Genomic DNA, 12,250 nt, shown 5'->3' with positions numbered 1-12,250 from the left:
CCACAGGTACGGCGCAAGCTTCGAGACTTGCGCCGTACCTGTGGGAGCGGGTTTACCCGCGAAGAGGCCATCCCTGCCATGCCAGATAGCAGCAGCTTGTCGCCTGCGGCCCCCAGCTTGGTTATACTTCCCGGCTTTCCCGAATAAATGCACAGGGTCCCGCCGCGCATGGATAAGACCTACCAGCCGCACGCCATCGAAACTTCCTGGTACAACACCTGGGAGTCCGAGAACTATTTCGCCCCACAAGGTGCAGGCGAGTCCTACACCATCATGATCCCGCCGCCGAACGTCACCGGCAGCCTGCACATGGGCCACGGGTTCAACAACGCGATCATGGACGCCCTGATCCGTTTCCGCCGCATGCAAGGCCGCGACACCCTGTGGCAGCCAGGTACCGACCACGCCGGTATCGCAACCCAGATGCTGGTCGAGCGCCAGCTCGAGGCCAAGGGCCAGAACCGGCATGATCTGGGCCGCGAAAAGTTCCTGGAAAAGGTCTGGGAATGGAAGGATCAGTCCGGTGGCAACATCAGCCGTCAGATCCGCCGCCTGGGTTCGTCGGTCGACTGGAGCCGCGAGCGCTTCACCATGGATGACGGCCTGTCCGAAGCGGTCAAGGAAGCCTTCGTGCGCCTGCATGAAGACGGCCTGATCTACCGCGGCAAGCGCCTGGTCAACTGGGACACCAAGCTGCACACGGCCATCTCCGACCTCGAAGTGGAAAACCACGACGAGAAGGGCCACCTGTGGAACCTGCGCTACCCGCTGGCCGACGGCGCCAAGACCGCCGAAGGCAAGGACTACCTGGTAGTCGCCACCACCCGTCCGGAAACCCTGCTGGGTGACGCCGCCGTGGCGGTCAACCCGAACGACGAGCGCTACCAGGCACTGATCGGCAAGTACGTCGAACTGCCGCTGGTTGGCCGCCGCATCCCGATCATCGCCGACGACTACTGCGACCCCGAGTTCGGTACCGGCTGCGTGAAGATCACCCCGGCCCACGACTTCAACGACTACGAAGTCGGCAAGCGACACAACCTGCCGCTGCTGAACATCTTCGACAAGAACGCCTTCGTGCTGGCCAGCGCGCAGGCCTTCAACCTCGACGGCAGCGTCAACGAGCAGGTGGACACCCGCCTGCCGGCCCAGTACGCCAACCTCGACCGCTTCGTCGCACGCAAGCAGATCGTCGCCGACCTGGATGCCCAGGGCTTGCTGGTGAGCATCGACGACCACGCCCTGAAAGTGCCGAAAGGCGACCGTTCGGGCACTGTCATCGAGCCGTGGCTGACCGACCAGTGGTACGTTTCCACCAAACCGCTGGCAGAACCTGCCATCGCCGCCGTGGAAGATGGCCGCATCCAGTTCGTGCCCAAGCAGTACGAGAACATGTACTTCTCCTGGATGCGTGACATCCAGGACTGGTGCATCAGCCGCCAGCTGTGGTGGGGCCACCGCATCCCGGCATGGTACGACGAGGCCGGCCAGGTCTATGTCGGCCGCAACGAGGAAGAAGTGCGCGCCAAGCACAACCTGGGTGCCGACGTGGTCCTGCGCCAGGACGACGACGTACTCGACACCTGGTTCAGTTCGGGCCTGTGGACCTTCTCCACCCTGGGCTGGCCGGAACAGACCGAATTCCTCAAGAAATTCCACTCCACCGATGTGCTGGTGACCGGCTTCGACATCATCTTCTTCTGGGTTGCGCGCATGATCATGCTGACCATGCACCTGATCAAGAACGAGGATGGCACCCCGCAGGTACCGTTCAAGACCGTGTACGTGCATGGCCTGGTACGTGACGGCCAGGGCCAGAAGATGTCCAAGTCCAAGGGCAACGTGCTCGACCCGCTGGACATCGTCGACGGCATCACCCTCGACGCCCTGCTGGAAAAACGCACCAGCGGCATGATGCAGCCCAAGCTTGCCGAGAAGATCGCCAAGCAGACCAAGGCCGAGTTCCCCGAAGGTATCGCCAGCTACGGCACCGACGCCCTGCGCTTCACCTTCTGCTCGCTGGCCTCCACTGGCCGCGACATCAAGTTCGACATGGGCCGCGTCGAAGGCTACCGCAACTTCTGCAACAAGATCTGGAACGCCGCCCGCTACGTGCTGGACAAGGGCGAGGACTGCGGCCAGAACGGCGAAGCCTACGAGCTGTCGCTGGCCGACCGCTGGATCATCTCGCAGCTGCAGCGCACCGAAGCCGAAGTGACCCGCCAGCTGGAGCAGTTCCGCTTCGACCTGGCCAGCCAGGCGCTGTACGAGTTCATCTGGAACCAGTACTGCGACTGGTACCTGGAGCTGTCCAAGCCGGTGCTGTGGGACGAGAACGCCCCAGTCGAGCGCGCCCGTGGTACCCGCCGCACCCTGGTGCGCGTGCTGGAAGTTGCGCTGCGCCTGGCGCACCCGTTCATGCCGTTCATCACCGAAGAAATCTGGCAGCGCATCGCGCCGCTGGCCGGCATCGAAGGCAAGACCATCATGCTGCAGCCATGGCCGGTGGCCAATGAAAGCCGCATCGACGCCGCCGCCGAAGGCGACATCGAGTGGCTCAAGGAGCTGATGGTCGGCCTGCGCAACATCCGCGCCGAAATGAACATCGGCCCGGGCAAGCCGCTGCCGCTGTTCCTCAAGAATGCCAACGCCGACGACCAGCGTCGCCTGCAGGAAAACGAAGCCCTGCTGAAGAAGCTGGCCAAAGTCGAATCGTTTACCGTGCTGGGCGACGCCGACGAAGCGCCGCTGTCGGCCACCGCGCTGGTCGGTGACCTGCAAGTGCTGGTGCCAATGGCCGGCCTGATCGACAAGGATGCCGAGCTGGCGCGCCTGAACAAGGAAATCCAGCGCCTGCAGGGTGAAGTGGCACGCGTGGGTGGCAAGCTGTCCAACGCTGCCTTCGTCGACAAGGCACCGCCTGCCGTGATCGAGAAGGAACGCGCCAAGCTGGCCGAGTCCGAACAGGCCCTGGCCAACTTCACAGAGCAGCATGCGCGGATTGCAGCGCTTTAATCAAAAGTGAAGCCATCGCGGGCTGCTTCGCAGCCCATCGCCGGCAAGCCAGCTCCCACAGGAAAGCACCATACCTGTGGGAGCTGGCTTGCCGGCGATGCTTTTCAGGACCCGACCATGACCCGCAAACCCACCCTGCACCCGCGCAACCGCCACCAGGGCCGCTACGACTTCCCCAGCCTGATCAAGGCCCACCCTGACCTGGCGCGCTTCACCATCACCAACCCCCACGGCAAGCCCAGCATCGACTTCGCCAACCCCGAGGCTGTGCGGGTGTTCAACCGTGCCTTGCTGAAGGCCCAGTACGGCATCCAGCACTGGGATATCCCCACCGACTACCTGTGCCCGCCGATTCCCGGTCGCGCCGACTACATCCACGTGGCCGCCGACCTGCTGGCCGACGACAATGCCGGCGAGATCCCCAAGGGCACCCAGGTGCATGCGCTGGACATCGGCGTAGGTGCCAACTGCATCTACCCGCTGCTGGGCCATAGCGACTACCGCTGGCGCTTCCTCGGCTCGGACATCGACCCCGTGGCCCTGGCTTCGGCCAAGGCCATCGTCCAGGCCAACGGCCTGGGCAAGGCCATCACCCTGCGCCAGCAGGCCAACCGTGCGCACATCCTCAGCGGCCTGCTGCAGGAGGGCGAACGCTTCGACCTGACCCTGTGCAACCCGCCCTTCCATTCCTCGCGCGACGAAGCCACCCGTGGCAGCCAGCGCAAGTGGAAGAACCTCGGCAAGCAGGACCCCAAGCGCAAGCTGCCGGTGCTCAACTTCGGTGGCCAGAACAACGAACTGTGGTGTGAAGGTGGCGAAATCCGCTTTGTCACCCAACTGGTCAGTGAAAGCGTGCAGTACGCCGAGCGAGTGCTGTGGTTCACCAGCCTGGTGTCCAAGGCCAGCAACCTGCCGGGGATCGAGGCCGCGCTAAGGAAAGCAGGCGTCAAGGCCGTGCGCATCAGTGAAATGGGCCAGGGACAGAAGCAAAGCCGCATGGTCGCCTGGAGCTTCCACGACGACGCCGCGCGCCAGGCCTGGCACGCCGGGCGTAAAAACCGGGCATGAAAAAACCGCGCCCGGGCAAGCCGGGCGCGGTTTCGTCAAAGCTTCAACAATTACTTGTTGATGGCGTCGGTCAGCACTTTGGCTGGAACGAACTTGACGACTTTCTTGGCAGCGATTTCGATGGCAGCGCCAGTCGAAGGGTTGCGGCCGGTACGGGCAGGACGCTCAGCGACTTTCAGCTTGCCGATGCCTGGCAGAGTGATTTCAGCGCCGTTTTCCAGCTGGTCGGCAACGATCTGGCCCAGTTGCTCCAGAGCGTTCTTGGCGGTGGCTTTCGGCGCGGCGATCGATTCGGCGATGTCGGCAATCAGTTGGTCTTTGGTCAATGCCATGGTGGTGTTCCTTCCCTATCAAATTCGTTGGTTATGCAGCGCACTACGACGTTATCGGGCCAGCCCCTGAAAGTGGAGGGCCGCGCCAATCGCGTATGTAGATACGCAAATCGACGTTTGGTTCGACACGACGACAGCACGCTGCCAGCAATGCGCCACACAAGGGGCGCAAGACCGCGCAAAGCTACCACAGGAACGGATAAATATCCGCTGCGCGCTTCGATTTAATGCAGGTTTTTCGGGGGTTTTAGCCTAAAACGCACAAATTTGAACAAAAAACGAACAACCGCCATTTCTGCCAACATCCGGCCACTGCACCACCTGGTGTCTAGGGTAAACTGGACAACTTTTGCAGCTCCCCGAGAATTCCATGCCAATCCGTCATTGCATCGTTCACCTGATCGACAAAAAGCCCGATGGCAGCCCCGCCGTACTGCATGCCCGCGATTCCGAACTGGCCGCTTCCGACGCCATCGAAAACCTGCTGGCCGACCTCAATGACAGCTACAACGCCAAGCAAGGCAAGGCCTGGGGCTTTTTCCACGGCGAGTCCGGGGCCTACCCGCTGAGCGGCTGGCTGAAGCAGTACCTGGACGAAGAAAAGGACTTTACCGCCTTCAGCCGCGTGGCCGTGGAGCACCTGCAGAAGCTGATGGAGGAGTCCAACCTGTCCACCGGCGGCCATATCCTGTTTGCCCACTACCAGCAAGGCATGACCGAATACCTGGCGATCGCCCTGCTGCACCACAGCGAAGGCGTGGCGGTGAACGCCGAGCTTGATGTGATGCCTTCGCGCCACCTCGACCTTGGCCAACTGCATCTGGCGGCGCGCATCAACCTGTCGGAGTGGAAGAACAACCAGAATTCCAAACAGTACATTTCGTTCATCAAGGGCAAGAACGGCAAGAAGGTCTCGGACTACTTCCGCGACTTCATCGGCTGCCAGGAGGGCGTCGACGGCCCGGGCGAAACCCGTACCCTGCTCAAGGCCTTCAGCGACTTCGTCGAGAGCGAAGACCTGCCGGAAGAGTCCGCTCGCGAAAAAACCCAGACCCTGGTCGAGTACGCCACTACCCAGACCAAGCTGGGCGAGCCGGTCACGCTGGAAGAACTGTCCAGCCTGATCGACGAGGACCGGCCCAAGGCGTTCTACGATCACATCCGCAACAAGGACTACGGCCTGTCGCCTGAAATCCCCGCGGACAAGCGCACCCTCAACCAGTTCCGCCGTTTCACCGGGCGTGCCGAGGGATTGTCGATCAGCTTCGAAGCGCACCTGCTGGGGGACAAGGTCGAGTATGACGAAGCGGCAGGGACCTTGATCATCAAGGGGCTTCCGACCACCTTGGTGGATCAGTTGAAGCGTCGCAAGGACTGAGGGCCCTGGGGCGCGAAGCGGCCCTAAATAGCGGAAGACTCAGCCTCATAGGAGGCCACCAGCGCCTCCTTCGCCGCTTTGCGCAGCCGCTTCACCAGCCGCTCCTGGCGCAATGCTTCGCCCTTGTCCGGCCATTGCTCCACATACACCAGCGCCTGGGCCGGGCTGGTCTTGAAGTAACGCGCGCCCTGCCCTTTCTGGTGCGCCAGAAAACGCCGTTGCGGGTCATCGCTGATACCGCAATACAGCGATCCATTGGCAGCCCTTACCAAGTAGACATACCAGGGTTTTACTGCCTGATCCGGCACTTTTTCACTCACGACGCCTGCTCTTTCCATCATTAATTTGGTGAGCCCACCCCAAAAGGGCTTCATCATGCTCACTTCAGTATCCCGCACATTGCTTGCCGCTGCCCTGTTGGCCGGCGTTTCAACCGTCCAGGCCTCTATCGGAGCCCGGACCGCCGAGCAGTTGCAGAAAAACTACGATTCCACGCCCGCGCATTGCCCAGGCAACGCGGTACCTGCCCATGCCTGTTCGGGCGTCTTGCTAAGGTCAACCAAACCTTCGCCGCATTATCATTCCTGGCATCATAGCCAGAACAGCAAGGACAAGGGCGGCGTATCGTTTTCATACCTGCGCAGCGACATTCCCACCACGCAGCTGGCTGCCGACGGCCGTAGCGGCTTTACCCTGTACCCGCTGCTGCAACGCCCAAAAGACAGCTTGCGCTACGAAATGCTATGCGCCTGGCCCACTGACGGTGATACCTGGGAGCGTGACAAACGCGGTTGCGGCGACAATCGGCAAACGGCCGCAACCGAAGCGGCCTGCCATGAACAGGGAGTACTCACTGCCGAGCAGTGGATGGAGCGGTTCCGGCAAAGCGGCGACTACAAGGCCCAATGCGCATTCGATATCCGCCGGGCGCGGGTTCCCGAGCGGGCTGAAGCCTTCTACCAGAGCATACGCGCCAAGCAGTTGTTTGCGCCTGAACTACCGTTTCCGTGGAACGAGGTGGTGATCGGTGCGTGGGACGAAGAGCAGTCCAACAGGCTGCCAATCCAGTCGTTCTTCCATATCGAAGGCGCGTATGGCGCATTGCAACAAGCTCAGGCCGATCAACGAGATTGGTACAGGACCAATGGCACATTCATACCTGTCATTCGCATCCGTCTACCGAACGACCTCGATGAACGCGCCACCTTCAGCTATCACAAGAGTGATCAGGCGGTAGCGCTACCTTGAGCATGCTGGTATGCCCGCAGGCCTTTGAACGCCTGCTGGCGCACCTTGTTCTGCACCAGCGGCGACCAGCCCAGCAGCATGCCAGGTACACCCAGCGCCTGCCGCGACCAGCGCCACAAGTCGAATTGGTCATCGTGCTGGCAGATCAGCCCGTCACGGACCACGAAACGCGCCTGGATATCGTTGACAACGGTGCGGCCGGTCTGGCTGAACAGGTAGGTGGCCACCCAATGTGCGGCGCCCGTGCATTCATCGGCGCGGACGTTGTCGAAGGTCAGGGTAAAGTCCTTGGCCCGGCTGGTGAGCATTCGCCACATGTCGCCTGCATCCTTGCCACGCAAGGTGCCAAAGACCGGGTCGCTGAAGGCGATATCGTCGCTGTAGCAGGCGACCATGGCCTCGGCATCCAGGCGCTGGAAGGCCTGGTAGAAGCGGGTGATCAGGTCGCGGTTGGCGTCGCTCATGGGGGCTGGTCCGTCCTGGGGATGAAAGCAGCACGATAATCTGCCCCGGTTGCTTATGCCAGTACCGGCCCCTTCGCGGGTGAACCCGCTCCCACAGGGATCGCACACATCTTGAAAATTGTGCAGTAGCTGTGGGAGCGGGTTTACCCGCGAAAGGGCCGGCACTGCCAACATCAACGTCAGACTTTCTCGCTGCTCACCTGCACATGCAAAGCCCGCCCGGCCCCCAGGCCGAACACGATGGCACCCAGCCCCAGCACGGCAAAGATCCATCCCACTGCCGCCCAGCCCCCGGTCAGGTCATGCACCAGCCCCACCGCAAACGGCCCCATCGACGCCAAGGTATAGCCCACCCCCTGCGCCATGCTCGACAGGTTTGCCGCCACATGGGCATCCTTCGAGCGCAGCACGATCAAGGTCAGCGCCAGGGCAAAGGTACCACCCTGCCCCAGGCCCAGCACAACCGCCCAACCCCACAGCCCGGACAGCGGCGCATACAGGCACCCGAACAGGCCGGCCAGGGTAATCAGCATGACCAGCAGGATCGCCAGGCGCTGGTCCTTGCCGCGAGTGGCCAGCCAGGGCGCACTGAGCGAGCTGACCAGCTGCACGATCACCGACCCCGACAGCACCAGCCCCGCCTCGGTCGGGCTCAGGCCGCGACCGATCAGAATCGATGGCAACCAGCCAAATACGATGTAGGCCAGTGACGACTGCAGGCCCATGTACAGGGTTACCTGCCAGGCCAGCGGGTCACGCCACAACCCACGCACGCGATAAGCTACCTTGTGCAGGCCATGGCCCTGGCGGGCCTGCGGCAGCCACACCAGCATGGCCAGCAGGGCCGGCAACATCCAGAAGCCGAGGCCCAGCGCCCAGCTGTCGTTGAAGTGCTGGGCCAGGGGCACCGTGGCGCCAGCCGCCATGGCGGCGCCCAGGCACAACGCCATGGTGTATACGCCGGTCAGCGTGCCAGCGTGCTGCGGGAAATCGCGCTTGACGATGCCCGGCAACAGCACGCCAATGATGCCGATGCTGGCACCCGCCATGAGGCTGCCGAGGAACACCCCGGTGGCCCCCAGGCTACTGCGCACGACTATGCCAAGCGCCAGGGTGGCGAGAATGCCGAGGATCACCCGCTCGCTGCCAAAGCGCCGCGCCAGCACCGGCGCCAAAGGGGCGAACAGCCCCAGGCACAGCACTGGCAAGGTGGTCAGCAAACCGGCCTGCGAGGCGTTCAGCCCCAAGCCTTCGGACACCTGGCCCAGCACCGGCGCCATGCTCGACAATGCCGGGCGCAGGTTCAATGCCACCAGCACCAGGCCAAGCAACAACAGCCAAGGCCGCTGTATCGGTACCGGCTGCTGTTGGACCTGCTCGTCGTCAGCCTCGGCGTCGATCAGCAATTCTTCGAGGTCCCGCTCGCTCGGTGGGGTGTTACGGGTGATGGAATCAGCCATGGCCTTCTCGGAGTCAGGATGCGATAAGGGTACGGCTCAGGCGCTTGGCCTGCTCCGCATCGCGTTGCTCGATGGCGGCAAGTATCTGCCCATGCAAGTCGAACGTGGCTTGACAGCGCGGCACGGTCGCCATGTTGTGCTGCAGCGCGGCAGCCACCACCCCGGAAAAGTACCGGTACAGCTCACTCAAGGCCGGGTTATGGGCGGCATCGACCAGCCGCTGGTGAAACACCAGGTCGCAGGCCACATAAGCATCGATATCACCGTGAAAATGCCCGGCGCTATTGGCCAGGGCTTCACGCAGCGCCTGCAGGTCGGCGTCGGTTCGGCGCAGTGCGGCCAGGCCAATGGCCTCGGCTTCGAGGATATGCCGGGTTTCGCGGGCCTGCTCGGGCGTGCAGCGTGACATCGCCTGCACCGCCAGCAGCGGGTCCTGGGCGGTACGCAGGTAGCTGCCGTCGCCCTGGCGGATCTCCACCAGGCCACTGAACGCCAGCACACGCATGGCCTCGCGTACGGTATTGCGGCTTATGCCCAACTGCAGGGCAAGCTCCGGCTCGGTCGGCAAACGCTGGCCAACCTGCCAGTCGCCCAGCACGATGCGTTCGCGCATGCGCTCGACGGCCAGTTCGACCAGTGAACGCTTGGTCAATTCGCTACTCATTCAACTCAACCAATCATCCGATGAATTGGCGCAGCATACCGGTGGGCAAAGTGTTTGTCATTGAAGAGAGCAGCGATTAAAAACCTGGCGCGATTTTTTGTAGGAGCGCCCTTTCGCGACACAAGGCCGCTCCTACAAGGACCGCGCAGGGCAGTGGATGGCGTCAGTTCAACGCATCGAGCAGCGCCTGGTTCATCTCTGGCGTACCAATGGTGATGCGCAGGAACTGGGCAATGCGCGGCTGCTTGAAGTGGCGCACGATCACGCCCTGTTCGCGCAGTCGCGCAGCCAGCTCACCGGCATCTCGTTGCGGATGGCGAGCGAAGATGAAGTTGGCTGCCGACGGCAACACTTCGAAGCCCTTGGCCTGCAGCTGCCCGACCAACACCTCGCGGCTGTCGATCACCTTGCGGCAGGTTTCCTCGAAGTATTCGCGGTCCTCGAACGCCACCGCCGCGCCAACGATCGCGGCACGGTCCAGCGGGTAGGAGTTGAAGCTGTTCTTTATCCGCTCCAGCGCCTCGATCAAGTCCGGGTGCCCCACCGCCAGCCCAACCCGCAACCCGGCCAGCGAACGCGACTTCGACAGGGTCTGGGTGACCAGCAGGTTGTCGTAGCGGTCCACCAGGCTGATCGCCGTTTCGCCACCGAAGTCGATGTAGGCTTCATCAACCACCACCACCGAATCACGGTTGGCCTGCAGCAACTGCTCCACCACCTGCAGCGGCATCAGGCAACCGGTCGGCGCGTTGGGGTTGGGGAAGATGATGCCGGCGTTGGGCTTGTCGTAGTCCTCGATGCGAATCTGGAACTGCTCGTCCAGCGCCACCTGCTCGAAGGCAATACCGTACAGGCCGCAGTAGACCGGGTAGAAGCTGTAGCTGATGTCCGGGAACAGCAGCGGTGCGTCATGCTGGAACAGGCCGTGGAAGATGTGCGCCAGCACCTCATCCGAGCCGTTGCCGACGAATACTTGTGCCGGGGTCACGCCATAGTATTCGGCCACCGCCTGCTTCAGCTGGTCACCGTTCGGGTCAGGGTACAGGCGCAGGTTGTCGTTCAGCTCGCCGCGCATGGCCTCCAGCGCCTTGGGCGAAGGGCCGTAGGGGTTTTCGTTGGTGTTCAGCTTGACCAGGCGGGCCAGCTTGGGCTGCTCGCCCGGCACGTAAGGCACCAGGTCCTTGACGAAGGGGCTCCAGAATCGACTCATGCTCAGTTCCCCTTCTCTTGGGTCAGGATGCGGTATTCAGCGCTGCGGGCGTGGGCAGTCAGCGACTCGCCACGGGCCAGGACCGAGGCGGTGTGGCCCAGTTCGGACGCGCCCTGCTCGGAGCAGAAAATGATCGACGAGCGCTTCTGGAAGTCGTACACCCCCAGCGGCGACGAGAAACGCGCGGTGCCGGAAGTCGGCAGCACGTGGTTGGGGCCGGCGCAGTAGTCGCCCAGCGCTTCGCTGGTGTGGCGGCCCATGAAGATCGCGCCAGCGTGGCGGATGTGCGGCAGCCAGGCCTGCGGGTCGGCCACCGACAGCTCCAGATGCTCGGGTGCAATGCGGTTGGCCACTTCCATGGCCTGTTGCATGTCACGTACCTGGATCAGCGCACCGCGGCCATTGATCGACTTCTCGATGATCTCGGCACGTTCCATGGTCGGCAGCAGCTTGTCGATGCTGGCAGCAACGCAGTCGAGGAAGGAGGCGTCCGGGCTCACCAGGATGGCCTGGGCATCTTCGTCGTGCTCGGCCTGGGAGAACAGGTCCATGGCGATCCAGTCCGGGTCGGTCTGACCATCGCACACCACGAGGATTTCCGACGGGCCGGCGATCATGTCGATACCCACCTGGCCGAACACGTGGCGCTTTGCGGTGGCAACGTAGATGTTGCCCGGGCCGACAATCTTGTCCACCTGCGGCACGCTTTCGGTACCGTACGCCAGGGCGGCGACAGCCTGGGCACCGCCGACGGTGAACACACGGTCGACACCGGCGATGCAGGCAGCCGCCAGCACCAGTTCGTTGACCTCGCCACGCGGGGTCGGCACCACCATCACCACTTCGGCCACGCCAGCAACCTTGGCCGGGATGGCGTTCATCAGCACCGACGACGGGTACGACGCCTTGCCACCCGGCACATACAGGCCGGCGCGGTCCAGTGGGGTGACCTTCTGGCCGAGCACGGTGCCGTCGGCTTCGGTGTACTGCCAGGAGTCCTGTTTCTGCCGCTCGTGGTACATGCGCACGCGGTTGGCGGCCTTTTCCAGGGCTTCGCGCTGGGCCGGGGTAATGCGGGTCAGGGCCAGTTCCAGGCGCTCGCGATTGAGGATCAGGTCGTCAATCGACTTGGCATCGACACCATCGAAACGCTGGGTGAATTCCACCAACGCCGCATCGCCACGCTCGCGCACGGCCTTGATGATGTCGAGCACGCGCTGGTTGACCGCGTCATCGGACACACTTTCCCAGCTCAGCAGATGATCCAGATGTCGGGCGAAATCCGGATCAGCAGCGTTGAGACGGGCAATTGCAGTGGACACGGTCATGGCGAGGGCCTCGATTATTGGCGAATGCTCAGGCGCCCTAAGCTACCAGTCCATCCGCGCGGGCACCCGAGAAAAATGGCTAT

The 12,250-nt window shown here is 62.9% G+C and carries 11 protein-coding genes; 4 read left to right on the top strand and 7 right to left on the bottom strand.

The annotated features are described in order from the left end of the window. Positions 1 to 168: 168 nt before the first annotated feature. Both IRZ77_RS12840 and rlmF read left to right on the top strand, forming a co-directional pair. Positions 169 to 3,015 (top strand): valine--tRNA ligase, encoded by a 2,847-nt coding sequence (locus IRZ77_RS12840; RefSeq protein WP_046615752.1) that lies wholly within the window; start codon positions 169 to 171, stop codon positions 3,013 to 3,015. 117 nt (positions 3,016 to 3,132) lie between these two features. After that, entirely contained in the window at positions 3,133 to 4,083 is a 951-nt protein-coding gene (rlmF, locus tag IRZ77_RS12835) for a 23S rRNA (adenine(1618)-N(6))-methyltransferase RlmF (RefSeq protein WP_196173603.1), read from the top strand. A gap of 50 nt (positions 4,084 to 4,133) precedes the next feature. Here the strand turns inward: rlmF and IRZ77_RS12830 are convergent, their stop codons facing one another. Beyond that, the gene (locus IRZ77_RS12830) at positions 4,134 to 4,415 is read right to left on the bottom strand and encodes an HU family DNA-binding protein (RefSeq protein ID WP_003257928.1); all 282 of its coding nucleotides are present in this window, start codon (positions 4,413 to 4,415) and stop codon (positions 4,134 to 4,136) included. 370 nt (positions 4,416 to 4,785) lie between these two features. On the opposite strand from IRZ77_RS12830, the gene yejK reads away from it, so the two are divergent. Continuing rightward, a complete protein-coding gene (gene yejK, locus IRZ77_RS12825) occupies positions 4,786 to 5,793 on the top strand; it encodes a nucleoid-associated protein YejK (RefSeq protein WP_046615754.1) in 1,008 nt (335 codons plus the stop codon). 23 nt (positions 5,794 to 5,816) lie between these two features. Here yejK and IRZ77_RS12820 read toward each other — a convergent pair whose 3' ends face one another. Further along, positions 5,817 to 6,131 (bottom strand): GIY-YIG nuclease family protein, encoded by a 315-nt coding sequence (locus tag IRZ77_RS12820; RefSeq protein ID WP_108480963.1) that lies wholly within the window; start codon positions 6,129 to 6,131, stop codon positions 5,817 to 5,819. 37 nt (positions 6,132 to 6,168) lie between these two features. Between IRZ77_RS12820 and IRZ77_RS12815 the strand changes: the two genes are divergently transcribed. Continuing rightward, positions 6,169 to 7,041, top strand: coding sequence for a hypothetical protein (locus tag IRZ77_RS12815; protein WP_108480949.1), 873 nt, complete (start codon positions 6,169 to 6,171; stop codon positions 7,039 to 7,041). Here the strand turns inward: IRZ77_RS12815 and IRZ77_RS12810 are convergent. The 5 genes from IRZ77_RS12810 to hisD form a co-directional block, all read right to left on the bottom strand. Then, positions 7,020 to 7,505 carry a nuclear transport factor 2 family protein gene (locus tag IRZ77_RS12810; protein ID WP_046615757.1) on the bottom strand — a complete coding sequence of 162 codons (486 nt, stop codon included), beginning with the start codon at positions 7,503 to 7,505 and terminating at the stop codon, positions 7,020 to 7,022. The genes IRZ77_RS12815 and IRZ77_RS12810 overlap by 22 nt on opposite strands. A gap of 179 nt (positions 7,506 to 7,684) precedes the next feature. After that, positions 7,685 to 8,965: a CynX/NimT family MFS transporter gene (locus IRZ77_RS12805; protein WP_085600615.1), complete on the bottom strand. Its 1,281-nt coding sequence runs from the start codon at positions 8,963 to 8,965 to the stop codon at positions 7,685 to 7,687. Between the two features lie 13 nt (positions 8,966 to 8,978). Further along, positions 8,979 to 9,629 carry a FadR/GntR family transcriptional regulator gene (locus IRZ77_RS12800; RefSeq protein WP_108480947.1) on the bottom strand — a complete coding sequence of 217 codons (651 nt, stop codon included), beginning with the start codon at positions 9,627 to 9,629 and terminating at the stop codon, positions 8,979 to 8,981. Between the two features lie 163 nt (positions 9,630 to 9,792). Beyond that, positions 9,793 to 10,839, bottom strand: a complete 1,047-nt coding sequence (hisC, locus tag IRZ77_RS12795) for a histidinol-phosphate transaminase (protein ID WP_108480946.1) — start codon at positions 10,837 to 10,839, stop codon at positions 9,793 to 9,795. Between the two features lie 2 nt (positions 10,840 to 10,841). Then, on the bottom strand, positions 10,842 to 12,167 hold the full coding sequence (gene hisD, locus IRZ77_RS12790) for a histidinol dehydrogenase (RefSeq protein WP_108480945.1): 1,326 nt from the start codon (positions 12,165 to 12,167) through the stop codon (positions 10,842 to 10,844). Between the last annotated feature and the right edge of the window lie 83 nt (positions 12,168 to 12,250).

Origin of the sequence: Pseudomonas pudica (assembly GCF_015680405.1) — a bacterium.
Taxonomy (GTDB): Bacteria; Pseudomonadota; Gammaproteobacteria; order Pseudomonadales; family Pseudomonadaceae; genus Aquipseudomonas; species Aquipseudomonas pudica.
The sequence above is the reverse complement of the archived record's forward strand: the minus strand, read 5'-3'. Positions and strand labels throughout refer to the sequence as shown.